At 46.9% G+C, this 25,860-nt stretch carries 25 protein-coding genes; 13 read left to right on the forward strand and 12 right to left on the reverse strand.

Features of this window, described 5'->3' with window-relative positions; genetic code table 11:
- Positions 1 to 2: 2 nt before the first annotated feature.
- A complete protein-coding gene (locus tag NGAR_RS15875) occupies positions 3 to 941 on the reverse strand; it encodes a branched-chain amino acid transaminase (protein WP_015020835.1) in 939 nt (312 codons plus the stop codon).
- Entirely contained in the window at positions 938 to 2,371 is a 1,434-nt protein-coding gene (locus tag NGAR_RS15880; RefSeq protein WP_015020836.1) for an amino acid kinase family protein, read from the reverse strand. The genes NGAR_RS15875 and NGAR_RS15880 overlap by 4 nt, the downstream gene beginning before the upstream one ends.
- Before the next feature lie 304 nt (positions 2,372 to 2,675).
- Between NGAR_RS15880 and NGAR_RS15885 the strand changes: the two genes are divergently transcribed.
- Positions 2,676 to 3,605 (forward strand): slipin family protein, encoded by a 930-nt coding sequence (locus NGAR_RS15885; RefSeq protein ID WP_015020837.1) that lies wholly within the window; start codon positions 2,676 to 2,678, stop codon positions 3,603 to 3,605.
- Between the two features lie 57 nt (positions 3,606 to 3,662).
- Complete coding sequence (locus tag NGAR_RS15890) at positions 3,663 to 4,994, forward strand: NfeD family protein (RefSeq protein ID WP_187147566.1); 1,332 nt, start codon at positions 3,663 to 3,665, stop codon at positions 4,992 to 4,994.
- A 30-nt stretch (positions 4,995 to 5,024) separates the two neighbouring features.
- Here NGAR_RS15890 and NGAR_RS15895 read toward each other — a convergent pair whose 3' ends face one another.
- A complete protein-coding gene (locus NGAR_RS15895) occupies positions 5,025 to 5,366 on the reverse strand; it encodes a hypothetical protein (RefSeq protein ID WP_148681628.1) in 342 nt (113 codons plus the stop codon).
- Positions 5,367 to 5,811: 445 nt separating this feature from the next.
- Between NGAR_RS15895 and NGAR_RS19025 the strand changes: the two genes are divergently transcribed.
- On the forward strand, positions 5,812 to 5,934 hold the full coding sequence (locus tag NGAR_RS19025) for a hypothetical protein (RefSeq protein ID WP_266190336.1): 123 nt from the start codon (positions 5,812 to 5,814) through the stop codon (positions 5,932 to 5,934).
- A 202-nt stretch (positions 5,935 to 6,136) separates the two neighbouring features.
- Positions 6,137 to 7,219, forward strand: coding sequence for a TIGR00341 family protein (locus NGAR_RS15900; protein WP_015020841.1), 1,083 nt, complete (start codon positions 6,137 to 6,139; stop codon positions 7,217 to 7,219).
- Positions 7,220 to 7,693: 474 nt separating this feature from the next.
- On the opposite strand, the gene NGAR_RS15905 is transcribed toward NGAR_RS15900, so the two are convergent.
- The 3 genes from NGAR_RS15905 to NGAR_RS15915 form a co-directional block, all read right to left on the reverse strand.
- Complete coding sequence (locus tag NGAR_RS15905; RefSeq protein WP_015017575.1) at positions 7,694 to 8,086, reverse strand: type II toxin-antitoxin system VapC family toxin; 393 nt, start codon at positions 8,084 to 8,086, stop codon at positions 7,694 to 7,696.
- Between the two features lie 177 nt (positions 8,087 to 8,263).
- Complete coding sequence (locus NGAR_RS15910) at positions 8,264 to 8,908, reverse strand: calcium-binding protein (RefSeq protein WP_015020842.1); 645 nt, start codon at positions 8,906 to 8,908, stop codon at positions 8,264 to 8,266.
- 474 nt (positions 8,909 to 9,382) lie between these two features.
- On the reverse strand, positions 9,383 to 9,796 hold the full coding sequence (locus NGAR_RS15915) for a response regulator (protein ID WP_015020843.1): 414 nt from the start codon (positions 9,794 to 9,796) through the stop codon (positions 9,383 to 9,385).
- A gap of 500 nt (positions 9,797 to 10,296) precedes the next feature.
- On the opposite strand from NGAR_RS15915, the gene NGAR_RS18050 reads away from it, so the two are divergent.
- Together NGAR_RS18050 and NGAR_RS15920 are read left to right on the forward strand one after the other, a co-directional pair.
- Positions 10,297 to 10,446 (forward strand): hypothetical protein, encoded by a 150-nt coding sequence (locus tag NGAR_RS18050; protein WP_187147567.1) that lies wholly within the window; start codon positions 10,297 to 10,299, stop codon positions 10,444 to 10,446.
- Positions 10,443 to 11,000 (forward strand): hypothetical protein, encoded by a 558-nt coding sequence (locus NGAR_RS15920; protein WP_015020844.1) that lies wholly within the window; start codon positions 10,443 to 10,445, stop codon positions 10,998 to 11,000. Before NGAR_RS18050 ends, NGAR_RS15920 begins: the two co-directional genes overlap by 4 nt.
- 241 nt (positions 11,001 to 11,241) lie before the next feature.
- Here the strand turns inward: NGAR_RS15920 and NGAR_RS15925 are convergent, their stop codons facing one another.
- Positions 11,242 to 11,724 carry a universal stress protein gene (locus tag NGAR_RS15925; protein ID WP_015020845.1) on the reverse strand — a complete coding sequence of 161 codons (483 nt, stop codon included), beginning with the start codon at positions 11,722 to 11,724 and terminating at the stop codon, positions 11,242 to 11,244.
- 117 nt (positions 11,725 to 11,841) lie between these two features.
- On the opposite strand from NGAR_RS15925, the gene NGAR_RS15930 reads away from it, so the two are divergent.
- Entirely contained in the window at positions 11,842 to 12,888 is a 1,047-nt protein-coding gene (locus NGAR_RS15930) for a TerC family protein (protein WP_015020846.1), read from the forward strand.
- 199 nt (positions 12,889 to 13,087) lie between these two features.
- Here NGAR_RS15930 and NGAR_RS15935 read toward each other — a convergent pair whose 3' ends face one another.
- Entirely contained in the window at positions 13,088 to 13,468 is a 381-nt protein-coding gene (locus NGAR_RS15935; protein WP_187147747.1) for a hypothetical protein, read from the reverse strand.
- Between NGAR_RS15935 and NGAR_RS15940 the strand changes: the two genes are divergently transcribed.
- Positions 13,447 to 13,872 carry a hypothetical protein gene (locus tag NGAR_RS15940; RefSeq protein ID WP_266190338.1) on the forward strand — a complete coding sequence of 142 codons (426 nt, stop codon included), beginning with the start codon at positions 13,447 to 13,449 and terminating at the stop codon, positions 13,870 to 13,872. The two genes, NGAR_RS15935 and NGAR_RS15940, sit on opposite strands and share 22 nt — an antisense overlap.
- A gap of 1,385 nt (positions 13,873 to 15,257) precedes the next feature.
- Here the strand turns inward: NGAR_RS15940 and NGAR_RS15945 are convergent.
- Together NGAR_RS15945 and NGAR_RS15950 are read right to left on the reverse strand one after the other, a co-directional pair.
- A complete protein-coding gene (locus NGAR_RS15945) occupies positions 15,258 to 17,354 on the reverse strand; it encodes an AAA family ATPase (RefSeq protein ID WP_015020850.1) in 2,097 nt (698 codons plus the stop codon).
- A complete protein-coding gene (locus NGAR_RS15950) occupies positions 17,351 to 18,535 on the reverse strand; it encodes a metallophosphoesterase family protein (protein WP_015020851.1) in 1,185 nt (394 codons plus the stop codon). Before NGAR_RS15950 ends, NGAR_RS15945 begins: the two co-directional genes overlap by 4 nt.
- A gap of 496 nt (positions 18,536 to 19,031) precedes the next feature.
- Here NGAR_RS15950 and NGAR_RS18055 point away from each other — a divergent pair, with 496 nt between their 5' ends.
- From NGAR_RS18055 to NGAR_RS15960, 3 genes are all read left to right on the forward strand, one after another.
- Positions 19,032 to 19,175: a hypothetical protein gene (locus tag NGAR_RS18055; RefSeq protein ID WP_015020853.1), complete on the forward strand. Its 144-nt coding sequence runs from the start codon at positions 19,032 to 19,034 to the stop codon at positions 19,173 to 19,175.
- A 471-nt stretch (positions 19,176 to 19,646) separates the two neighbouring features.
- Positions 19,647 to 20,315, forward strand: coding sequence for a hypothetical protein (locus tag NGAR_RS15955; RefSeq protein ID WP_015020854.1), 669 nt, complete (start codon positions 19,647 to 19,649; stop codon positions 20,313 to 20,315).
- Positions 20,316 to 20,766: 451 nt separating this feature from the next.
- Entirely contained in the window at positions 20,767 to 21,624 is an 858-nt protein-coding gene (locus tag NGAR_RS15960; RefSeq protein WP_015020855.1) for a hypothetical protein, read from the forward strand.
- Positions 21,625 to 22,091: 467 nt separating this feature from the next.
- Here the strand turns inward: NGAR_RS15960 and NGAR_RS15965 are convergent, their stop codons facing one another.
- Both NGAR_RS15965 and NGAR_RS15970 read right to left on the reverse strand, forming a co-directional pair.
- Complete coding sequence (locus NGAR_RS15965; RefSeq protein ID WP_148681631.1) at positions 22,092 to 23,639, reverse strand: ATP-binding protein; 1,548 nt, start codon at positions 23,637 to 23,639, stop codon at positions 22,092 to 22,094.
- Positions 23,632 to 24,471, reverse strand: a complete 840-nt coding sequence (locus tag NGAR_RS15970; RefSeq protein WP_015020858.1) for a DNA double-strand break repair nuclease NurA — start codon at positions 24,469 to 24,471, stop codon at positions 23,632 to 23,634. The genes NGAR_RS15965 and NGAR_RS15970 overlap by 8 nt, the downstream gene beginning before the upstream one ends.
- Positions 24,472 to 24,612: 141 nt before the next feature.
- Between NGAR_RS15970 and NGAR_RS15975 the strand changes: the two genes are divergently transcribed.
- Both NGAR_RS15975 and NGAR_RS15980 read left to right on the forward strand, forming a co-directional pair.
- On the forward strand, positions 24,613 to 25,647 hold the full coding sequence (locus NGAR_RS15975) for an IS200/IS605 family accessory protein TnpB-related protein (RefSeq protein ID WP_187147568.1): 1,035 nt from the start codon (positions 24,613 to 24,615) through the stop codon (positions 25,645 to 25,647).
- Positions 25,635 to 25,850 (forward strand): hypothetical protein, encoded by a 216-nt coding sequence (locus tag NGAR_RS15980; protein WP_015020860.1) that lies wholly within the window; start codon positions 25,635 to 25,637, stop codon positions 25,848 to 25,850. The genes NGAR_RS15975 and NGAR_RS15980 overlap by 13 nt, the downstream gene beginning before the upstream one ends.
- Positions 25,851 to 25,860: the final 10 nt, after the last annotated feature.

Below are 25,860 nucleotides of genomic sequence, written 5' to 3' on the forward strand. Positions count from 1 at the left end.
TCTCAGTTGACCGGCGTGAGCCACGCCTTGCTGAATTTTTTGTCCTTGCCGTGAACCGCTGCTTCAAACAGCGACTTTAGCTGCTTTGTCATCTTGCCTGCCCTGCCATCGCCAATCATACGGTTATCTATTTCGCCCACCGGCTTTACCTCTGCCGCGGTGCCTGTAAGGAACACTTCGCTGGCAGTGTAGAGCTCGTCGCGGGAGATGTCGCGCACCTTGCACTCGATGCCGTTTTCTTTTGCAATGGCCATTATGCTGTCCCTTGTGATGCCTGCAAGCGCGCCCGATGTCGTCGGCGGCGTCGCAAGCGCCCCATCCTTTACTATGAATATGTTTTCAGCGCTTGCCTCTACCACCATGCCGGCCGAGTTCAGCATCACCGCCTCGTCAAAACCTGCTTTTATCGCCTCCACCCTTGCAAGCGCCGAGTTGGCATAGTTGGCAGTGGCCTTGGCTCCCATCGGGAGCGACTTTGGGTCAATTCTGGTCCATGACGACACCATGAGGCGCGCGCCCTTGCCATCCGACCCGCCGCCTCCGCCTTCTCCTCCCTTCAGGTACTCATCCCATTTCCACACTGCGATCGCAACCGACACCTTGTTTGGCATCGGGTTGACGCCCATCTTGCCGTAGCCGTAGTACGCTATCGGCCGGATGTAGCATTCTTCCATCCTGTTTGCCTTGACGGTGTCGATAGCTGCTTTTTCCAGCTGCTGCCTGGTGTAGCCCAGATCCATAAAGTAGATCCGGCCGCTATCCAGCAACCGCTGCATATGGTCTTGCAGCCGGAACATCGCGCTGTTGCCGTTCACGGTCTTGTAGCAGCGGATGCCTTCAAAGACGCCAGTCGCATAATGCAGCGCATGCGTCAGGATATGAATTTTCGCGTTGTCATAGTCGACAAGCGAGCCGTTGAGCCAGATCTTGCCCTCTGTCATTTCATTCCCCGGATCTTGGTCCGCGTAGAGTGTATCGCCTTTACCGCGTCTGCCACGCTTGAGCCCTTGTCCTCCACCACTATCAGGATCCTTGACGTCTCTTCCTGCGCATCAAGGTTCAGGATGTTGATGTCGTGCTCGCTTACCGTGCTGCTGGCAGTCGACGCTATCTTTGGGACCTTCCACATCTCGTCCCCGATGAGCGTGACCACGCCCCTGCCGTATACGATCTCGGCCTTTGGGTAGTAGGCGCGGAAGTGCCTCTCATAGCGCCTGACATAATCGGCGTCGAGGAACAGCAGGCGCGTCATCTCGGTGTCGTCCACCTTGTATGGCGACAGCTTTACAAAGTCGTGGTACTGCCGGTCAAGCTCCAGCGACGCAACCAGGTGGGACGCTGCGTTGCTCTCCATCCTCACCATCGCGCAGTTCTTTTTGCCAGTGACTATTTTTATCGGATTGTCGTTGCCGCTGCTGTCGACAGGCGGCTTTCTCTGAATCATTGTCATGCCGCCTGGCTTGGCCATGTCTGTGATTACAATAGGGATGTCAAGGTTGTTGTCGTCGATCTCTTTGATCGCTATCGGGTCGAGGATCTTCATGCCAAACATGCCTGCCAGCTTGGCCTCGTTGTACGACAGGTACTGTATGAACTCGAGATCGTCCTTTACTATCCGCGGGTCGGCGCTCAGGACGGCGCTGTCCTTTTCAAAGTCGATCTTGACGTCGTAGCTGTCGTTGAGCAGTATAGCAATGTCTGCGGCGGTCCTATCGGAGCCTCCACGCTCGTATGTCGTTTCAAGGCCGTCGACTGTCCTGCCGATAAAGCCCCCCATCGACACCACGTCGTTGTGCTCTACCAAGTCTATCAGATGGCCAGAGTGCTCCTTTGACTCTTGTACCATAAAGTTGGCCGCTTCAAAGTTGTCGTCGGTGATTATCGGCCATTTTTCAATCGACACGTGCGTCGACTTCAGGCCGGCGCTCTGCATGACATAGTCCATTAGGTACGACATCGTCACCTCGCCGCTGTATGCAAGCGTGCGCGACCTTATCACGTCGACAAAGCGCCTGTTCTCCGCGGCCTGCTTGAGCGAAATTATCACCTGCCGGTAGAACTTGTCAAGGCTGTCAATGAACTCCTGTCGGCCTCCTTCTTCCTTCACGTACTTGCTGGCTATCCTTTCATAGACCTCTCTTAGCACTTCTATCTCGACTGGGGTTGAGGCAGCGTAGCTCCTGCCCACCTTGAGCGCGACATCAGTCATGGAGCTGACCTTGCCGTCATACTCGATCAGCGGCGCCGAAAAGACCGCCACCACCTTGGATTCCTGCTGCAGCTGCCTTATCCGGTCGATGATCTTGGGGATCATGTTCCCCTCTATTCCGAGGGCGCTGCCGCCAAACTTAGCGACCGTGATAGAAGTCATTTTGTGGTATCTGAAGGCTAGTTGCATGGAATTCCCTATATTAAAGATGGGGCAATCGCAAAAGGGCATCTCATAAATACATGCAGCATATGATCGATAGTATGGGAAATTGAGCGACGATGATGACATTTGCATCCGGTGCGGAGGCACGATGGTGCACATTGGATTCAAGATTTACCGATGCCAGCAATGCGGGCACGAAGAAAAGCCAGAAGACCTGATGTAGCTGCTGTTTTGCAGCATGGGAACACGCCCATCAACCAACGTTAAAATCCTTTGCGATGCATTATATTTGTTGAGATCCATGTCGCTGCTACTTCAGCTGGCATTTGGAGAGCTGGTGGGAGCCGGCATTGCGATAATCATTATGGTAGTAATTCTTGTTTCGGCGATTCGGATAGTAAGAGAGTATGAAAGAGCGATCGTCTTCCGTCTTGGGAGGCTGATAGGCGCAAAGGGCCCCGGCCTAGTATTCCTTGTTCCGATTGTGGACAAGGCAGTCAAGGTGGACCTGCGCGTAGTCACTCTGAATGTCCCCAAGCAAAAGATCATCACCCTTGACAACGTGACAGTTGATGTCGATGCAGTGGTTTACCTGCGCGTGAACGAGCCCAACAACGCCATCATCAGAGTGAACGATTACCTACTTGCATCCAGCTTGCTTGCCCAGACGACACTTCGGGATTTGATAGGCCAGGTGACGTTTGACGACATCCTGTCGAAGAGGGAAGAGCTGAACAAGAGAATGCAGGAAGTGCTAGACGCAGCAACAGACCCATGGGGAGTGAAAGTGACCTCGGTAGCAATACGGGACGTTTCGCTGCCGGAAAACATGCATAGGGCAATAGCAAAGCAGGCAGAGGCCGAAAGGGAAAAGAGGGGCAGAATAATCATCGCCGAGGGCGAGCTCAAGGCAGCCGAGAAAATGTCCCAGGCCGCAAACTTTTACACTCAGAACATGGCAGCCATGCGCCTGAGAGAGCTGCAAACATGGACGGAAATAGCAAGGGAAAGGAACATGGTCGTCGTAACAGGCGCCAGAGACTCTGAAGATCTGAGCACGCTTTTTGGTATATTGAAGCAGCGGCTGCCGGGCCAGCAGCCTACTACAGAGCAGTGGTCTTCTGAAGAAGATGTAAGGCGAATGATAAGGCAGGAGCTGGCGCGCCTTGCACGTGGCGAAGCTGGCACTGAGGACAAAGGCGGGAGACGTGAAGAGATTGCAGGAGCCTGACGTGACTCTTCCCAGCGTTAAATGCAGCAGCTGCCAGCACCGCTGCTGCCATGCTCCATGATAAAGGCCGGCCTCCTCCTGCTACTAATGTTTGGCCTGCTGGCAGTGTCGGCCTATGCGCAGGATCCACCAGGCAGCAGCCAGGACAAGAAGAAAGTCTTGTGGGTTGAGGTCAAGGATTTCATTTCGTCTGCAACATCAGAAGATATTTCCAGCGCGATCTCTACCGCTTCTGCAGACAAAAGTTTCACTGCGGTAATTCTAGCGCTTGACACTCCTGGCGGATCTCTCGATGCAACGCTGGAAATCATTGAAAGCCTGCAGCGATCTGAAGTGCCCGTCATAGGATATGTATATCCTCAAGGCAAAAGCGCGTGGTCTGCAGGCACCATGATACTTGTCGCAACTGGCTATGCGGCAATGGCCCCTGTTACGACGATCGGATCGGCCCAGCCAGTTTCTGGCGACCAGCAGCCCATCAACGACACCAAGGTGATAAACGCGCTTGTTGAAAAGGTGGTATCGCTGGCGGAAGCGCACGGGAGGAACGAGACCCAAGCTGCCCGCTTTATCACTCATAACGATAACCTCACTCCGGGAAGAGCGTTGGAGCGCAACGTGATAGAGGCGATCGCATCCAGCCCTTCAGAACTGCTTGAAAAAGCTCACAACGCAACAGTCGTGGTCACCGGTGAGGAAGAGCGCCTTGACACGTCAGGCGCGCAGATAGTCACCCACCAACCCAGCCCGCGAGTGCTTTTCGTAAATTTCCTGGCAAACCCATTGATCTTTACAACTTTTCTGGCGATAGGGTTTTTGGCCCTGATATACGGCCTCGTTTCGCCAGGCTTTGGAGCCGAAATTGCAGGAGCCGTGCTCATAATCCTGAGCCTAATGGGCCAGGGATTTGACGTAAACTGGGGAGCCTTTGCCATGCTTGCAATTGGCATCGGCCTTCTTGGATATGAGCTGTACAGCCCCGGCTTTGGCGCAATAGGCATCGGAGGCATAGCCGTTCTTGCAATAGGCTCGATACTCATGATAACGCAGCCAGTCGAGCCGCTGCTTGTCACAGAAGAGCACTTGGGGAATCTGGCCCTGCTTTCCGTGATCATTGTCGCTCCCTTTGGCGCGCTCATGGGCATCATCACCTATAAGGTGTGGCAGGCAAAGAACAGGCAAAAAATCGAGTTTGTCCTGATGGACAAGGAAGGCGTGTTGCTAGAACCTGTCTCTGTCGATAAAACCGGATTCGTTTTGGTTGGAGGAGAATACTGGCAGGCTAGGACAACGGGAGCAAGTCTTAGCAAGGGCCAGAAGGTGCGCATAGTGAAAAAGCAAGACAGTTTCTTGATAGTTGAGGCTCTTTCTGATTCAATTTCTCAATAGAAGTAGTGAATATAAATAAAGAATTGTACATCAATTGTTGGCTATGAAGCTTATTGTAGGAAACTCGTGTTCCTGTATTGGGACATCATTAGAGGTTCTTGGATAGATTTCCATCGTAATACTCGGATTATCTTCATGTATGTCTGCCTTGTCTTTAATCTGATAGAGGTGTCCTCTCTTCTCCAAGTATTTGCCAACTTGCTCCATTGTCGGCCTGATGGTCTCAACCTTTATTCGTTCAAATCTTGCCAAGAATTCTTGAATTTGTTCCTCATCGACATTATCTTGTTTAACTTCATTATTTTTATCGTAGGAATCTAAAATTGCGTCCAGTTCTTGGGCCAAATCATCTTCTTTTTCTTTTTCAGACATCAAGTTGACAAACACACAACCATCTTTTATAACTCTTGACTTGCAGTTGCGGCACTATCACATCCAGTAACGATATATATAAAAAATAAAAGAATAGAAAACGCATATTGATGATATCTCTCACGCACTCACTCACACATACATACACAAACACAAGGATGTGACTAGATAGATGTGAGAACAATACACAAGGTTTTTGTTGCAGCTGACGTTTTTTCTCTCTCCCCCCTTACATTACTTGGAAAATCATTAGTTTTTCATCCTAGCTGAGAGAATCGATTTGCCGGAGCTGTGGAAATAAAACACCAGAGTCTGGCTCGTTCTGAGGAACGATTATTATTATTATTGTTATTGTTATTATTACCATCTCTCTCTTGCAGCTTGTTATGGTATATAGGAGCTGCAGGCATGTGGTGGTAGTAGTTGTGGTGATGGGTTTTTTGGATTGGCTGTCATTAGTGTTGCGGGAATGGCTACTGAAGAATCGTCCTCAGCCGAGGATGGAGATGTGATTCATAACGAAAGAACCGGGAGCAACTATAGCTCCCAGCGCGTGCGTGTCAAGTGAAGCTGCTGCTGGTAGTTCCTGATTCCGGCTAGAATTACTGTTCTCCGCCTATTTTATTGCTCCAGCTGCCAGCAAAGCAGCAGCAAAAAACAAGTAAAAACTCTGGCGCATTTGCACACTTGGTGCTCTCTATCGGCGTGGGACCCCTAGATATATTTAAGATAATTGTTATATACTAAACTATTAGTCATGTTTGCCATTAATGGAACGAATCGAGATCACTCTCTATCCAAATCAGGCCGAAGAGATAGAGAAGATTCTAGAAGAGTTCCAAGTGCCATACATCAAAACCTCTGCCGAATCTTACAAGATTCAATGTCTGCACTATGTCATTATCAGTCCAAACGAGATTGCAGGCGCGCTTGTAGATATCATTGCCCACAAGTTTGACACCAACCAGCGGATCAACGTTATTACACATTACAAACCAGAAGCAACGATCTCTGATTACCTGCGCAAGTTCGAGGCTTTCTTGAAAGAAGAAGTAACTCCTGCCTCGATAACAAGCACGGATATCGATATCGTCTCAGGGTTCAAGTCCGTTAAAGACAAGATACCAATCAAGCGTACTGGCCCAATTGAAGGTCTTGTATCAAGGACAGACGCTTTTCTGTCGCGCAAGATGGATGTCTATTCAATGATTCTGGTTGCTACCGTTATCGCTTTGGTGGGTTTGGTATCAAACAACGTTGCCGTGATAATAGGTGCGATGCTGATATCGCCATTGATGGGCCCAATAGCATCCATTGCGCTGAACTCTGTCTTGGGAAGGCAGAAGCAAATAGAGAAATCAATAGTTTTTGGTTCTCAGATGATTTTGTCATCAATAGGACTTGCTGCTGCGCTGACAGCAGCCTTGGCATTATTCTATCCGGTTGAAACTACTCCGGAAATTCTATCAAGAACAGAAGTAAGCCCAATCCTGATTGTGGTCGCAGTTATGCTTGGAATAGCAGGCGGTTTGGCCATGCTCACATCCATTCCAGAGATAATAGTAGGGGTGGCAATTGCAGTAGCTCTGGTACCGCCTGCAACTACTATAGGGATAGGCATCGGGTTGGGCTCGATAGATATTGCTGCGAGTGCCTCACTTGTGCTTCTGTCAAACATCATAGGTATGGTGATAGGATTTATGATAATATTCTTGCTCAAGGGGGTATCTCCCAGGAAATACTATGAAAAGAAGAAGGCAAGAGAGGTGTTGCGGCTAAATGTCATGGTGCTTGTTGCCCTTGCTGTAGCCTTAGGTGCAATCGAAGTCCTTTTTGGTTATAGATCGAACTAGCACCCATTAGTGCCTTACAAAACTTTTGATGTATTTTGTAGTAGTCTCTCTCTGGGCCTGTTCCTAAAACCGTAATCCTTCAGGTTCATATTGCATATCTGTCCACTTTTAGAACCGCTAGCGACGTGGAAACCTCCGGGATGTGTATGTGTGTGTTTTTTCTGGTATATAACCAAGGGCTCAAAAGCGATTACAACATTTCTAACAGATTTTGTAGGAGAACCTGTTATGATTGGCATTATATAGCCACACACACGCGCGCATACAATATTCGGCTATTTTCTCATAAATATTATTGCAGTACGTCTGTCTAGTTAGACTATTCTCGTGTTGCATGCGACCCGTCCGCAGTCATGGTAAACCTTAACACCTGGTCAACCTCCGAGTCCTGGAAAATGTCCAAATCAGGCAGGTGTATGCTATACTATTTTTGAGAATTATTGATAATAATAACAATATGGTCATAAAAACTGTTTACCAACTTTCTACAACCAAACCCGGCACCCTCTCAAAGTGCTTGACATTTCTTGTCAGCAGTATTTGTTTATTGGCAAGTGCGATGCTGGCGATAAAGAGATCGAGCTCTCCAATTGAATTAGACTTTGTCTGTTCAGCAAGCTCTGCCCATGTCCTTGCAGATTCATAATCAAGATTTAGGATAGAAAATTTTGACAGGTCGTTCTTGGTATCAGCAAGCGCTCTTGCTCTATCTTTTGCCCTGTAGGCTCCATAATAAAGCTCGGCCACGGTTATGGCAGTAGTGAAGAATGTGTTTTCACCCCTATCTTCCAGTTCTTGCAGTTTGTCAAACGCTTTCTGACTGCCTCTGCCAAGATCAATGATAAAGTCCGTATCTACACAGACCATATTTAGAGGTCAACAACCTTTCTGGTTTTGAAATTCTTACGTAGCTTTCTGCTTGCTTCTTCGATCAGGAAGCGAGGTAGAAATTACGTAATTTCCAGCTTACTCTCTTTATTGGCTTGACACATCCTTTTATCCCGCGATAGCGGGACGAGATAGGAATGTTGCCCTATCTCGATACTAGTAGTTCTCACAGTCGCTTGACTTCCAGTCACCTTCAGCCGGGTTATAGTCAGTAATTGTGTCTATGCCGTCGCCGCAATAGAACCTGTCTGCTCCAGTGTTAGAGTCAGGCCCATCGCCAGTCAGTATGTCATTGCCGCCGCTGCCACGCAATATGTCGTTGCCATCCCACCCGATGATTTCGTCATTGCCAGCGCCACCATTGAGTCTGTCATCGCCCAGTCTGCCATTGATCCAATCGTCGTCAGAGCCGCCGTATATGGTGTCGGCGTATTTCGAGCCATCGAGGTTGTCATTGCCAGCGCCACCATATATCAGGGCACTGCCAATGTCGTGAATCTTGTCGTTGCCAGAGTTACCATAGACAACATCGTACCCATAGCCCGTAACGATCTCGTCATCGCCCGACCCGCCATATATCCGGCTATCTCCGCCGGGACCTTCTGTTATCTGGTCATTGCCGCTGCCCCCGTAGACGATATCATTTCCCTGATTTGCATATATGGTATCGTCACCGCCGTAGCCGTAAATTGTATCGCCTTCTGCCGTGTCGTATAGCGTATCGCTTGCCGATGTCCCATAGACAGTTGTTGCGGCCAACACCATCGCCGTCGTCGATGGAACGGCAAGAAGCAGTGCCATAATTCCCATCACGAAAACTTTGGACTTTATGTCAAAATTTGGTGTCATGTTCCAGAGATTCACGCGGAATATTTACGTTGATTGGAGCACTAACCAGTGTCAAAATGGATAGAAGATTTTACAATATTATTATGACAATCCTTGTACTTGATACTTTAGACTACTGTGTATATATAGATAATTTATGCTCAAATTGCTCATCAATGAGTGCTTGACGTATTATTGATGCTAGCCATTTATGGATGGGTTTCAATTAGCCAAAGAGATGTGGCAGATTGACAATGAAGCAAAAGTTGCTTCTTGACAGCCTATGCAAAATATGGAAACGAGGCTACTAGCATGTTTCCAAGACTTCGTGACTATTGCTCGCTTTGCTTTATCCAAAAGTCTAATGGCATAAGTGATTTGGTCAGATTTATCAGGCAGAGATTGTCAACAACATAATAGACAATTTCAATTTCCAAGCCTAAAAGACTAGATCAAGTTTTGTTTTCTTATCTTTTTTCCCTCTGAAGAATAGTAGATTTCTTTGATCATTTCGGCAACGATAGATGGTCTAAAGGGCTTCTTTACTATCGTGTCTACGGGCAACGAAGGAAAAACTATTTCAAATTCCTTCTTGTCCACCTCAAACGCAGTCATCATTATCACCTTCATTTCTGGCCGCAATTCCTTCAATGTTCTGACAAGCTGAAAGCCATTCATTTTTGGCATCCTGATATCTGACAGGAGTAGTCTGCAATCCTTGCAGCCTTCTTCTCGTATATGATTAATAGCTTCAATAGGATCGGTGAATGAATGTACGGTAAAGCCTGCGCGCCGCAAGGCCGAGAAGGTTGATGTAATGATATCAGATTCATCATCAACCAGAAGAACACTAGGGGACATGCATCTTTAATGTTACCGTGATATAAAAGCCTATAGATTGGCCCTCTAGACTTGGGCCAATCTAGCTAGATATGATATATTTAGTTTTTCAGCACACAGGCTTTGTGTAATAAATGACTTCTGTATAGAAAGGCGCTCAGTTGTTTAAGAAGTATGGGCTGTTTAATTACTCTCATTTTGTTTAAAAAGTCAGTTTGTTTAAAAAGCAACATTTGTTTAGAAAATGTCAACTGCTTCGGCCATTCTATTCGCCGTCTTCAGCCTCCTCTTCATGTTCATCGGTCTCCAGTTCAAGCTCCTTGATGGAGAACCCTAATTCTTTGGCTTTGCCAAGTCCAACATCTTCTGCATCACCAGAATCTCATCGATCTCTTTTGTCGCAAGTTCCAATTCTATTTCCATGCAATAATGAGCGGTATCTTGAGAGTATAAGCAATAGGTTTGCAAGGTATGGCAAGGCAAATGTCTTGGTTATCTTGTGCAGCTCATAATCTCCAAACATGGTATCGGAAATAGAAGCAATCGGATGGACGGCGCTTGGATTTGGAGCGACTTTTCTTGCTCTGAACGTAGCTCACAAGGAGAAGCGCATGCGCAGGCTGTTTGCAGGCATAAATGAAAGGAAGCAGGAGGATGTCCTGACAGCATGACCTCTGGCAAGTTTTTCAACAAAGGGGTCATGGCTCTGGACGCTCCCCATATAGGATACGTAGTGCGAGAAACCAAGGACAAGATCGTAATCTTTGGCGACGGCGACGAGAGATACGACGTATTAAAGTCAGAAATACAGATGGTCAGCAGAAATGTGTTGATCGGGCTCCCATTTCATGAAATCGTAAGGCGCTACAAGAAGAGCAGAAGCCATCCGCTTCCGATTAGCAAGCCAGCAGCGAAATGGGTCTTTACGCACGATGTTGACTTGGCGACATACGAAAAGAAGTACCCGAAATCGCTCTTTAACAAGGGTGTCAGAACAAAAGACGAAGAGCATGTTGGCCATGTGATGAAGGAAACCGACAAGAAAATAGTGGTATGGGGACACTATGACTGGCGATTTGACGTGCCTAAGAGCAAGATAGTTGCAGTGGGACGCAATGTCATACTAGACATGGAATACTCGGAGATATTCAAGTACAAGGTAGACAGAAATTCGCCTTTGCCAACAGGAGAGCCAGTAGCTTCACTAGCGGCGGAACAAGGCTAATTTTTGTTGATGCAAAATGGCAATCCAACACACTATTCAGAGTCGGCACCTTCTTGCGGTGATCGCAGGAATCATCGGCATAGTGCTTTTCTGGCGTGGAATATGGGAGCTTTCAGAAAAGATTTTTTTCTCCAGAGTGGAGCCTTGTCCTTGGATTGGGTCTATTGGCAATAGTCGCATTGATTGAAAGAAAAATGCTGTACAAATTTCTGGGTGCAGTATAGCATCCCTAAAAGCAGCGCTAATTTTTATTCACAAGCATCACAGGACACGACGATTTTTCCGATACTACCCGAGACACGCTTCCCATCGCCTTTACGATTCTTCCTATGCCAGTAGCTCCCGCCCGACCCATTACGATCAGATCGACAGTTTCCTCTTTTGCAACCTCTAGAATTTTTTCAGCGGGAGAGCCTGTGACTATCTTTGTTGCGATTGGGTGCTGCAATCGGTATTTCTTTACTAAATCTTGGAGTCTCTTTGCCATTTCGATTTTCATCTCTTGATGTACCTCCTTCAAGAATGCGGCCATCGTAGTGGTTTCACCCGTCTTTGTTGACCTCGCAGTGCCAAGGTACATTGCGGGCACTGGAAGCACGGGAACCACATGGAGAACGATTATCTGGGTGTTCTTGACCTCATCCGCATACTGTGCTGCAATCTCAAGCGCTCTTTTTGAATAGGCAGATTCGTCATACGGTACCAGGATTTTCTTGAAAACCAATTTTCCTCTGTATCTGGTAAACTCAGTTTCTCATTTAACGTTCTAGTTTGCCCTGCCATACGTTGCAAACTGCCGGCTGATATACTCTCCAGGATAGAGGAAAAGACGAAAAGTGAGATGGAATCATTACCAGCACTGTACGGCAACGGCATAACACTATGGATAGTTTTCGCAGTTTCAGTCGGACTTGCCATTGCAATAGACTTGGGACTTACCGGGAAGGTTAGAAAGCTCCTCTCAAAACAGAAGGATGAGAAAAGCGACTCATCGCCAAGTGAAGAAAAGCAGCCATTCAAGCAAGCCCTGATGTGGACTATTGTCTGGATCGGAATGGCTGGAGCGTTTGCAGTTCTTGTCTATGTAAGCTTGGGCTATGACAAGATGCTAGAGTTTGTCACAGGCTACACGCTTGAAAAGTCGCTGAGTGTAGACAACATGTTTGTCTTTCTCCTGATATTCACAACCCTTGCGATACCACACGCTTTCCAGCATAAGGTTTTGACTGTAGGTATTTTGAGTGCCATAGCAATGAGAATACCTCTAATACTAGTCGGCGTTTCGCTTCTTGAAAGCTTCCACTGGATGGTCTATGTGTTTGGAGGGTTGCTTGTGCTCACTGCGGTAAAGATGCTTCTTCAAAAGAAGGACAAGAAGATTGAGGTAGAGAAGAACATTGCCGTCAGGATGCTGCGCAAGGTCGTGCCTGTTACCACGGAGCTGAACGGCGACAAGTTCTTTACGAAAAAGAACGGTATACTGTTTGCAACGCCACTATTGGTAGCTCTGGTAATGGTAGAGATGACTGACTTGGTATTTGCAATAGACTCTATACCAGCAATCTTGGCGATAACTTCAGATCCGTTTATAGTAATAACATCAAACATATTTGCAATACTAGGCCTGAGGAGCCTGTACTTCTTACTGGCTGGCATGATGGAAAAGTTCCACTACCTGAAGCCCGCTCTTGTGGCACTACTGCTCTTCGTGGGCTTTAAAATGATAGCAGTGGACTATGTAAAAGTGCCAATCGCAATATCGCTTGCAGTGATTGGCGGAATACTTGGTATTGCGATTGGGCTATCTTACCTAAAAGCAAAGAGGCAATACAATCATCAGGAGAAAAGTGCAATTGAAAGGGCGACAAGAGAGGATGCAAAGCAATGAACCAAGTGTATCAAGAAGTAAATAGAACGAATGAACGGAAGGTCAAACAGCAAACTGCACATTTCCTTTTGTGTAGGAAGTGTTTTTGGTGCGCCTCATTGATCGCACCCGATCACAAAAGGTATGAATGTCCGTGCTGCAACTGCGAAGCAGGAATTATCCCCCTTTTTTCTTCCGATACGGCGATGTAAGACAAAGACTAGGCGAGATGTTCGGTATCCACCATAAATGACAATGTTGTGTCAGTGACGGTAAAGTCCACCCTTTTTAGACCAAAATCCTCAAACAGTGATTCATACTGTTCCTTTAGATACACCGACCACTTTCTACCCATCTCATGTTGAATCGTATATGCTTGCTTTGAAAAGTTAACCTCGTGCCTGTACGGATAACCTGCTATTCTGATCCAAGTTTCTATTACATCAAGCGCAGATGTGATATTGTATTCGTTACGCAGCATCAAGACGAAATCACGGGTTTCTTTCTTTGCAATGTACTCTGCAATTTTTGCTAGCATTGAAGCGAAATCTGAGGGAAGAGCAAACGGATTGGGGAATATTGGTATCAAAGGTCTTTCCAAGCAACGCACTTAATGACAAGATGTACATTGATACAAGCGGAATATTGGTTGTCAAGACAGATTATGCGTCTGCGGCATACTTGGGGCTGAGACATGCTGTGATACATCAGTTCCAAGTTCAATCTCGGCTGAATACTCAGCAGGAAAGAGAAGGCGCACATGATCAGATTCTTGGTGTATTGAAGGATTGGATGCAAGGGAACAAGCTAAAGGATGTGTTTGCCAAAATAGACGAGGCGAGAAAGGCGACTATAGAAACAGAAGACCTGCTGCAAAAGCTCCAGACGTATAATGAGAGGACAGTAAAGAGTTCGAGAGAGTTTCAGATTAAGATTAGGGGCTGGCTTCAGGAATCAACTCAGATTCTTGGTGAGTTACAAGAAAAACTCCCCCTTGACTCGTAGGCTTGCAACTACTATTCTTTTGTTCAAGCCATTTTGATCTGGTAGATATTGGTACAGTTAAAATGAAGTGTATGGATATAGTTTCCCGAGGGTAGGGTTCCAAGCCCTGCACTTGATCGCCAATAATAGACAAGTGTGAGAATCGCACCTCCAAGCATCATTAGATGCTGGCAAGCACTCGACAGCATCATGGCAGTGATGCAGTTGCCCCGTAACCAGTCGGGTAGTTCTCCCCTCTTATGATATAAGAGAAGTTACTTTGAAACCTGAGAGTTTGTTTAGAAAGTCGCTTCTGTTTAGAATGTGCTAGTGTTTACCAAGTCAGCGTCTGTTTAAAAAGTCGATTTTGTTTAAAAAGTCAGCGTCTTGTTAGATTAGTATCGACACCTACCGAGTTTTTAAACAAAGCCCAGCACACACTTATGATGGTAGTAGTAAAAACCGTCCTTCCTGAACGCTTGTTTACCATCTTATCGCTATCAAGTATTTGTTGCATACAATGGTAACGCAATCCGCCTTGCCTTATCTTGACGTTGCGCATTACATGCTTCCAAACATGATCTCGTCTACCGTGTAGATCTCTAATGTCATAAAAACAAGAATCTATATATACATATATACTGCCGACGACTTTTAAGGCAGTCTTACCAAAGTTCCTGCACAGAAGCGGCAAAACATCATTTGATTCTAGGAAGCAATGGCAATTCTTCCTTCAATCTTTCCGACGAGTCACTTGCTACGTACTATTTCATCAATGCGTTCAAGATTGTGGCGAGTATCGCTTCCCCTTCAATATTGTATACCAGCTTTAAAGTATTGAGCAGTAGCGAAGTGCTTTCTGATCCGATGCTGTCTTGCAAAGCCTTTTAAAATGCATATATGATGCTCGTTGTGGCTCCAGCCCTTCTGCCGCTTCTGCAAGGTCTTGCAACTGGTCTTTTTAGACACACTTTAAGTTCGACTTGGCGTTATTTCAATAATTATGAAAACAGAAAATAACTAACACACATCTAAGTAAGAATAATCAAAAACTCTAATTCTGCTGAGCGTTGCATGCATACTCTTGATGAGTTCAATGATCCTTGTTTCTTTTGATGTTCTTGACGGTCAAATTACAAAAAGGCTTCAAGTTTGGTAATGATGACAGTAATAGATATGCACATTTTTTATATATATATATGCAATAACAGGGCGCAATTGTGACTCCTGTATATATATATATTCTCCTTATCATCCTGGGGTAGGAAATTGAACTTTCAATTTTGGAATTTCATTAATCTTTGCACACTGGTAACTCTTCGGTGGATCGCTAGCCATACGATGAAGGTAAAACTGGCAAATCACTCACAAAGTCAACAGTGTGTGTGTTTTCCCACAGATTATTATTATTCCTGAGTGACCTGCGAACCGTCCGCAGTCATGGTAAACCTGAACACCTGGTCAACCTCCGAGTCTTCAAAGATATCCGAGTCGTGCGTTATTATCACCAGCTGGGCCAGTGGGCCGGCGCCCTCCCTGAACGCCTCGGATATTATCCGGACAAGGGCCTTCCTCCTTTCTTCGTCAAGGTGCGTGGTCGGCTCGTCCAGTATTACAAAATCGAGCTTGTTAGAGCCCATCATGTAGGCGATGCCGAGCCGGAGCGCAAGGGCCACCGCCACCTTTTCGCCCCCGCTCAGCGAATCCATGTCTATTTCGCCCTGCCGGCCGTAGCACGTTATCGATATCTCGCGTGCGCCCTCTGCTAGCTCGATCCTTGAAATGCCAATGTTAAAGAGCGACGCGTACTCTGACGCCTTTTGCGATATCACGCCAAGGGCCCACGTGCGCAGGCTGGTACCCACCATTCCATCTCTGCTAAATATTACAGAGCGGATCTTGTCAAGCGTCTTGACAAACTCGGCTGCCTTTTGCAGCTGCTCGATCACTTTTCTGCCAGAGTCTATGGCGCTTTTGGCGTCATCGATCGCCTTCTGATGCATCCCCATCTTCCTGTTGACATCGAGCAGCCGCTGCGACAGGCTGCTCTTTTCCAGCTTGGCGTTTGTATACTGATAGTGGCTGAAGCCCCTGACGCGCTCCCTTAACGAGATGATCTCCCGGGCAAGTGACCGGGAGGTGTCGTCTATTGCAATCTGCATCGGGTCGTCGCCGGCCTTCAGAATCTCCTTTGGCAGCCTTGCCAGGTCTTGCTGCTTGCCCTTCAGGTCGGCTTCAAGTTTTGCAACGTCATCGGCAGAGCCGATGGAATTGTTTAAAAGGAACTTTTCTGCGGCCGCTATCTTTTTGTCCTGCTCTGCCAGCTGCTGCTCCTCTTTTTTCAGCTCGACCTTTGATTTTTGCAGCCCTGACTTTTCCTCTGCCCTATCCTTGATCTCGTCCTGTATGTGCGCAGTGTCAAACATTTCATTTACTTTTGTAACTGGTGAGTTGCACACTGGGCACTTGCCGTCCACCACCTGCAGCCGGCTAGAGCACTCTAGAAAGCCGCGCAGCACGCCAGATGCACGCTCATTCTCCTCTATTTTTGATTGGACCTCGTCGATCTCTGCCCTTACCATCTGCAGCCGCATGTCAACCTCGGCCTTGTTTTTCAGCACCTTTAGCGAGCTTGCGGCTTCTCGGACTATGCGCTCCAGCCGCGACACTTCGCTTGCTATGGCGGCGCGCTTTTCGTTTACATGTCTTACCAGCAGCTCCTCTCTTGTGTGTAGCTCCTTGACCTGAAGGATCATTGGCTCCATCCTCTCGATCTCGCGCTCTGCCTGCCGGATCTTGTCTTCCAGCATCTTCCTTTCATCTTCAAACTCTGCCAGCACGGACTCGGACTGCCTGAGCTCGATCTCTTTTTTGCCGACCAGCTCTTCTACCTTGAGGATGTCCTGATCGGTGTAGCCGCCGGTTTCGTCGCGCAGCCTGTCGCGAAATCCTACTATTACGTCGCGCATCGTTTCATAGGCAAGGTCGAGCCTGTCGATCCCAATCAGCCCATTTAGCAGCTCCTTGAACTCCTTTGGCTGCGCTTCAACTATTCTTGCAAGCTCGCCCTGTTGCACTACCGCTGCAACACGCAGTTTTTCATAGTCAAGACCGAGCACCTTGGCTATCTCGCTGCTCATTGACTCACCAAACTGCTTGCGCTCGCCGCCCACCACTGGCCTGTTTACGACCTTGCCACCATCTGAAACAATCGCAAACTGAGAAAATGATTGCTGGCCCGAGCCGCTGAGCGCCCTTGTCGCTTGGAACTCGCGGGAGTTGAGCGCAAAGCGCATCTGCACCATCGCCGAAGTTGCCCCCCTTCTCACGAGGTTCTTGTTTGACTTTCTTGTGTGCTTGCCAAAGAGCGCAAACGTAACAGCGTCAATAACTGATGATTTGCCAGAGCCGTTGTGGCCTACAAAGATCGTTATGCCTTTTCCAAACTCTATCTTGGTGTCCCTGTGCGCGATGAAATCCTTCAGCTGCATGTCCTTTATCATGTCGTTGTGCTGCCGCCTCCTCCTCCTTCTCCTCTTCCGACAAACTTGCCTGCCTTGTACGCCTGCCACACTATTTCCAGAACCGATCTGGCGGCGGCGTCCCTGCCTGCCGCAAGCGGCAGTATCTCGCCTACTGCGAATTTTGCCAGCTCGTCGGATCCAAGCGCCTGAGCGGACAGCCTGTACAGCTCGCTGTCAATGTCTGCCGGCCTTGAATCGTACACGGTCGCTGCCAGGCGGCCTTCTTCAAGCGGCTGCCAGACATAGTGCAGGCAATAATCATTCAGCCGCTTCAGGTTTTCAGCTATTACCTTGGAGTCGATGTCCCTTCCAGCCACCTCTATCCTTGCAACCGGCTTCTTGTTGCCAAAGCACTTTGCTCTTTCGATTATCCTTCCCACCTCATCTGCAATGTCACCGTAGTTTATCCTGACTGAGAACTGCTGGCGGCGACTGTTGAGAGGGATCCAGTGGGTCGAGGGCTCCTCGCCGGACATGTCTGCCATGATAAAGCCCTTCTCGACTTCCTTGATCCCTTCGCTTGGCGTCAGGTCTATAGAGCCGGGGTATGCAAGTGGCCCGCCAAGATGGCCAAACCTTTTTTCAATATGGTCGTGGTAGTGGCCCAGCGCATAGTAATTGAAACTGGCAGGCAGGGCATTGGAGCCAAGCTCACCGGCAAACTTGTTGAAGTCATCCAATCCTTGATGGAGCACGAGCACCTTTTTTCCATTGTGCCGCTTTGCAACCTGCTCTGCTTGACGCAGCCTTTCTATCAGAGAATCGATGTTGCTGCGCCGCTCCTTGTCTGCTCCAAACACCGCGCAGTTGTCGACGACAAAGGGCTCGTCATGTCTGAGCTTTTTCGCAAGTCCAAGGTTGCTGTAAATGTGGGCAAAGGGCACATCTCGGAGCCGGCTGATGTCGTGCTCCCCAAGAATGAACGCTGCCGGTATCTGCTTTTCCTTCAGTTTTTTCAGCGCGTTGCCAAGCGTAATTATCGCCTTGCCGCACGGCCGGGGATTGTGGAAAATGTCGCCTGCAAAGATCACCAGTCTGGCGCCTTCCTTTATAGAAATGTCTATCGCTTCATGGAAGGTCTGGTACACGTCTTCCTCCCGCTCCTCTAGGCTGAATTGCGAATAGCCGAGGTGGAGGTCAGAGATATGCGAAATTAGCATTGTCTATAAATCATTCCTATGGTTTCTGTTAATAACTTACCTCACGGAATTTAAATTGTTCAGGTTCCTTATAGCCGTCAATGCCTACGATACCTGAAAGACCAGCTAAAGCCCTAAAGTGTTTTTGCAAATGGCACTCTTCCATGTGACCAAAGCGGTAGCATTTGAGGACTATTCGCTAGGCCAGTCAGTAGCCGGTAAAAACAGGTTTTCAAGTGCAGAGACTATCAGCACACACGCACAACAAGTTCCATGAACCATCATTACTATTGAAGAAGAAAGCGAAACTTACTTACTCCTGAGCTTATCACTTTGACATTAGATCTCTCTGTACTTTTCAGGACTGTCTCTCTCTTGGAAAGATAGCCCGCAATGTTGGCGATCACTCTTTAATGTGGATCTTCTCACCATTCTACTACTATTATTATATCTCCATATGGATTGATAAGTACATATATATTCAAATTATTCCACAGAGTATGTCAACAACACTCTAGTGTCAAAAGAATTATCTGACATCTGGCACACTAACGAGCTTTTTGTCAAGCTAGGAGTGGCGAATTTCACAAAAGTGGTGCAGGGATCGGATTCCTCTGGAATATCATGGACAGAAAAACGCAACAAGGTTCCTTCCTTTTAGCTAGCAAAAGCTTGCCAATAATAACAGGATTGAAAGATTGAATATGACTTTTGGAGAAAGGGTAAAAAATGCAGATGCTCATTGGAAAGCAAGGCAAGGCAGCACTAGCTCAAGGAATACAAGTAAAGTGATGGAAAGAAGAAGAACTGCTAGAGTTGGCAATCAAGAGAAGAGAGCGTTTTTAAACATAGTCTATCGAGCAATGAGATTAGCTTTTTAAAAAGTGGGACCATACATGCATAGCTGCAATAGTAAGTAAATATTAATTATGAAAAAATCTCGTTGTGAAAATTTTAAAAAGTTTCCTGCAAAGTTATCAGAACCATCCTGTTGGCGAATTGTCTTACAAGCTAACTCAGATTAATTTTGAACAATCAAAATAAGCCAGATCTTGATTCCATAAAATGCATGATATTTTGCAAAAATAGCTCTTGTAGACGTGTTCTAAAAACAACAGCAGTAGTAGTAATTATGTTTGGTACACTTCTATCATTTCTGCCAGCAATTCAAATTCTTGAGAGATTCGATGATGATAATAATAGCATGATGGCCATCCCGACAGCCTCGGCGCAATTTATCATTCCAGAAGAAGACGACAGTGGCAACCAGAACACAAGCACAAGCACCAGTAGCAGTACTCAAAATATTACATCATCGTCGCCACCATCTTCTAGCAGCCTCCTGCTCAGAGGGCTCATTGGAAGCATGATAATAGCATCATCATCAACAACAACAAACCAAAATGCAAATGGTACCACTGATATTACCGATGATTATATCGTGGTCGGCCGGTGGCGGATGCTTGTCAATGAGAGCCTTGTACAGAGATTTGCAGCAAACTTGACTGTAGCAAGAGTTGACGGAAGCGAATATCATAATAATATTATAATTGAGAGTATAGGGCGACCGTCCGAATTTGCAGGAAATGCTTCTAACATAATGACACAGATTTCCACAGATAGCAGTGTCCCCGGTGAGGTTATCCCACTCAGGTTAGAAATCAAAGATAGAGTTCTCGAGATAGCGGACATTAACATCGATGAAAATACAGTTGAAGATCAAGAACTAGGGAATATCTTAAGCATAATTGATGGGCAGTCCATCTTTGGCATAGTAGAGTTCCAAGGAACAGGTAGCTAGCTAGCTAGCCTAATAACAGCATCATCATCCTTTTTTTGCAAAAATACCACCCAAAAGTCAACACACGTAGATAAAACACCCTGAGATTCTACAAAGGATAAAAACCCTATCAACTTTTAACTCGATAGAATTGTTTATTGATAGCTTCTTCTTATTCTTCTTTGTTCATTGCGACACTTTTTTCAGCAAGAAACTTTTGCCACTATTTTGGCTGCTAACAATAAAAGGGCTGGTTGTTTGTTTGTGTACTTGTTATGAATCATTAGACAAAAACATTTCAAATTGAAGAATGTGGACTGTTGGATACACATGTGCGGCCGCACATGTGTATCCAACAAGCCCAAGTATGCATGAGGGCGGTATAACTTGATCAAAGATGTAGTCATAATACTTAAAAACTTTTATGGAGATAATAATGGCATTACTATTATTTCAGTTAACTTTTTAAATCATGTTTTCTTTTCATAGAAAAAATATGCATAACAAAATTTCAAAGCATTCAAGCATTTTCTTGGCAATTATAGCCTCTGCTATTATCGTTGTTCTTGGAAGTGCTATGAATGTCGCGTATGCACAAACGCTGACAATAGAGACAGACAAGGACAGCTACGCCTCTGGTGATGAGATCACGATTAGTGGCCAGCTGACCGCGCCGACGATAAACCAGCCAATCCTGATACGAGTGTTCGATCCGGATGGTAACTTTGTAAGAAGTGAGATACTCGATGCTGCAGCAGACGGATCATACAGCTATACATTTACGTCAGGAGGTCCGCTGATGGCAAAGAGTGGAACCTACAGAGTACAGGCTACCTATGCAGGCACTGTAAACCAGGAAACAACGTTTGAGTTTGAAGCTGCAGAAGGTGGAGGATGGAGAACAATCCAAGCTGAGATTGGAGGTCAGAATCATCCAATCGAGTACATGATCACTGGAAGCGGCAATAGACTTGTCAGTATAACAGGCAATACTGAAACCGCTACACTCGTGGCCACACTATCAACAGCATCAGATGGAACGTTATCGCTCAGATTTAATGAAGAAATCTTTGATGCAGATGACTTCTTCGTTGCATTTGCAGATGGAATACCGACGAATTATGAACTACCAGCAGGACCTGGCGCGACCAACGAACTCCATATTGACTTTGAGTGGGGCACAGAGGAAGTTGAAATCGTAGGCGATAGAATCATTCCAGAGTTTGGTGCAGCAATAGCTGCAATTGTACTGGCAGTAGCAATTGTCGGAATAATTGTAGCAACTGCAAGGTACGGCAAGTTCAACTTCGTACGAAAAGAAGACTGGTAACCGTGTTTTTACACGGGTGCACACACTTTCTCCCCCTCTCTTATTTTATTCAGGTAATTCTTTGATTTTGATTATGCCCAAATAGTAGTCAATGTCAGCCAGCACAAAATTCTTTTAAATGATAATAATGCCGAGACGAATAAAATTATGAGCGCAATCAATAGCAGTGCAGATTGCAAGTACAAGAATAATTGCGACAGATGCGACCTTGACATGCAACCAAATAATAGTCATAGCTGGCGTGTACACGCCAGCATTGTTTCTGCAGCGATAGTTGTTATTTCTGCAAAGCTTGAGAACACACAACAGACTTGCAGATTCTTAGGTTGCATTGAGCCCAAAAAGGAACAAAGCCATCAAAATATAGAGTCCAGCATGTATGCTACTATATTATTGTTATTTCAATTCTGTTAAGATTCGAATCAGCTGTCGACGATATGCGCAAGAGCCCCGAGATGATCTTCTCTCTAACCATCATGTATATAGCCTGACGGAACGTACGACTCCGACGATTCTTTGGCAACCTGCTTCATTGCTGCCAGCCGGCTCCATTCTTCTACAGCCTTTTGGTCGCCTCCAATCTTGCGCTCCTTTACTTCGTCCACTTTGACAAATGTCGGCAGGTTGACCCACTGTCCGGCAAATATCGCTTCGCCAGGATTTAGCGATGTCAGCTGATCGATAAGATCCCTGCTGAGCGCTTCGCTTGCAGCCGAAACGTGCGCCTGGTCGTCCTGCTGGATCATGCGCATGACTGCTAGCGAGCCCATCTGGCTAAGGATATTGGCGTCTATGCCGCGGGGCCTCTGCGACACGATGACTAGCCCTAGGCCGAACTTGCGTCCTTCGCGAGCAACCTTGGAAGCAAAGTATTTCGTATCCGTGTCCTCGTCTCTTGGTATAAAGACATGTGCTTCTTCTATTACCACAAGCACAGGGGCTGGAAACATTGGTGGCGATTTGACATGACCCTTCTTTTGCCGAGTAGCTTTTTTCCTGTCGTCTAACAGCTCTTCAAGGTAGAATGAGACTGCAATGTTGGCCTGCCTCTCTGTCAGCTCCACTAGGTTGATGACATTTATCTTGCCGTTCTTGACAAGAGCCAATGGGTCAGACATCCCAGGGTCAAGTATATTGTGGAACTTGCGCCTTGCATCGTCTATCTTGTCCACTACTTTGGCCGCTGCCTCACGATAGGCCTTATCAGCTCCGGCTGCCGCAACAGCGTTAATGAGTGCATCCCAAAAGTCATCACCCTTGCGCTGCTTTACCTCTTCTGTAAATGCGACGCGCAGAACATGCATCTGGTTGGACGCATTTTCCTGAATTTCAATGACTTCGGCAAGCTTGTCTGCCGACAGGAGCCGTGGGTTTATTCTTGCGTCCATCAGATTGCTGTTATTGTTCCCCATATCAAGCGTCGAATAGTCGTCATGGTAGTCAAAGACCACCATTGTCCCGTTTATCCGTGCAATCTCTTTGGCCAGCAGCGATACAAGGTTGCTCTTACCCATACCGGTCATTGCAAGCACTGCTAGGTGCCGGGAAACTATCTTGTCGACATTGACGCGTGCATCAACTTCAGTGTTACGGAGAAGCGTGCCAATTCTTATCCATTCATCGCCGGCAGGCGCAAATATAGCCGTCAGGTCCTGCGCTGATGCTTCATAGACTTCGGTTCCAGGCTCTGGCGGCAATGCAGGAAGTATCGCCTTGCATCTCTTTAATTCATCAAGATATCCCAAGATGCGTACATGGCCTTTAAAGCTCTTATCTCGGCGGTTCTCCGATGCGACTATCTTGCTCTCATGGGCTTCCTCGTAGTTGCGGATGCCGTTGCCCAGCGCATCGCTGCTGATGGAGGAGCTTTCAACAAGCCCGAGCACTTTGCCCTTTCCATAATTCAGGATGACATATTCACCTATGCTGACGGGCCTTTTCGATTCAAAGGTCACCTGATCGGGCTTGGCTACTCCGATGAGTATGCCCAGCTCTTCATTATTATTATTATTCATTCAGGGCATCCCTTGCGCCTTGCTCGTGCTGCAAGCTGAATATGCTTGCTAGCCTGTCTATATCTTCATTGCTTATCTTGCAGGTGTTGTGTGCCAGCTTTAGGCAATAAGGGTAGCCGGCGATGCTGTGGTAGCGCAGCATGTCCAAAATCTTTGTCATTTCCTGCTTGCTCGGCTCGCTGCCCAAGACTTCGATCCTTATGATCGGCGTGTGGTCGCGCAAGCGTGCATAGACTTCAAAGAGCGGCGCGTGACGGAACTGCGTTATTTCTGCCGGAATGCTAAAACCGGCGCCGCTGCCGGCATGGCCGTAGTAGTAAATGTCGCCGGCCCTCGACCCCATCGGCCCGAACTGGAGCCTGCTCTCTGAGCTCTTTGAGACAAAGATGGTGGAGCTGCCATACTTTTTCACCATTTCAGATGCCGCGTCTGCCGCGCTCTTTAGCAGCCTTGACACAAGCGAGCCATCGACGCACACAATGTCGACTCTGCCGGCCGCCTTTTGCGCAACCGACGCCTCCATCGCCATCGCTTTTGACTCTAGGAACTCGGTCCTTGCCGAGCCGGCGATGTCCTGATCCCACTCTGCAGCCAGGACCTTGTTGGCGCTGGTGACTGCGACTGCGTCAATGGCATAAAGGTACAGTCCTTGGAAGGCGCGCTTGTTCCAGCTGCTGTCAACGCCGGCTGACTCGCATTTCTCTGGCGACGGCTCGTAACGAACCCAGCGCGAAGACGCCTCTGCCAGAATTGTCGCAAAATTTGAATCCTTTACCTTGGATACCTTGGCGTCTCTGTTCTTCAGGGCGTCAAGGAAAACCTCGTTAAGCAAGCTGATTTATGCTGGTTCGCAGTAACTTAAAAAACTGATGGTTCTTGATTTCATCAAGCCTTGTTGACACAAACAAGCATATACTCCCTCTCTCCTAGGTGACTTCCATTTAATATACATCACATGAATTCAGAATTTTCATTGCCTGAAATCATTACTGCGATCAAGTCGGTGAAGCAACAGTTCCAGCCGACTCCAGAGCTATTGCAGATGATGGAAACATTCAGGCAGATAGTAAATGACTGCATCAGAATTGGACTTGATAATGACATCTCAACGATGAAGAAACTGTGCAACTTGGCATACAAGCAACTAGCTAGTTATGAAATCATGTCATATTACAAGCTATGTGCAATCTCACATGCTGCAGGAATTCTGGCCAATAGAAAGAAATCAATCAAGCGAAACCTGCGGCCTAGGCGTCCATATGCCACTAAGCCGTTACTTGTTTCATGCTATGGTTTCAAGATTATAGATGGTATATTGAAGGTGCCGCTTGGTGACAGGCAATATTACGACATTCTACTGAATGATTATATCAGAAGGGTGCTGTCTGATCCTTTGCTGAAAATCCGTTCTTTTACATTGACTATTGACTCAGTAAGCATTTGCTGCTCAAAGGAAGTAGCGCAGGTTGAATGCACTGACATTGAAGGAGTGGACAGGAACCTGCGCAACCTCACAATTGGCAATTTGGAAAATATAGTGCAGTACGACCTGTCAAAGACTATTGACATTGCAGATAACACCCGTTCAATAATAAGGTCATTCAAGCGCAATGACATAAGGGTACGCAGAAAGCTCTATGGCAAGTATGGCAAAAGAAGAAAGAACAGGATAAATCAACTACTTCATCACGTATCCAAGGTAGTAGTGCAGTCTGCCAAGTACAACAAATCAGCTATCACGTTTGAAGACATTCGCCATATTCGCTGGCTGTATCAGCGCGGTAACTATCAAGGTCATACCTATAGAGGTAGAATGAATAGCTGGTCCTTTGCCGAGATAAAGCGACTTATCACATACAAAGCAGCCTGGGAAGGCGTTCCAGTAATTCAATTATCAAAAAATGAAACGAGAGGCACATCTCAGCTCTGTCCACGATGCGGGAAGAAGATAGCCCAGGTGGATAGAAGAAAGACAAGGCAGCTGTGGTGTGACCATTGCAAAAGATAGATGGATGGATGGATAGGGACGTTGTAGCAGCAATGAACTTATCCATCAGAGGGCGTGCTTTCCTTGCTAAAAGCGAGGATGAGTTCGAGCGTCCAAAAGGCGATGCAGGTGAAGCAATGAAGGGGAACCCGATGACGGCACCGGTAATCCTCAGAGTCGATGCATCGAAGTTGATTTTTAGGCATCAGCCGAAGAATCGATAAAACCAAAAAT

This window comes from Candidatus Nitrososphaera gargensis Ga9.2 (genome assembly GCF_000303155.1).
GTDB classification, from domain to species: Archaea; Thermoproteota; Nitrososphaeria; order Nitrososphaerales; family Nitrososphaeraceae; genus Nitrososphaera; species Nitrososphaera gargensis.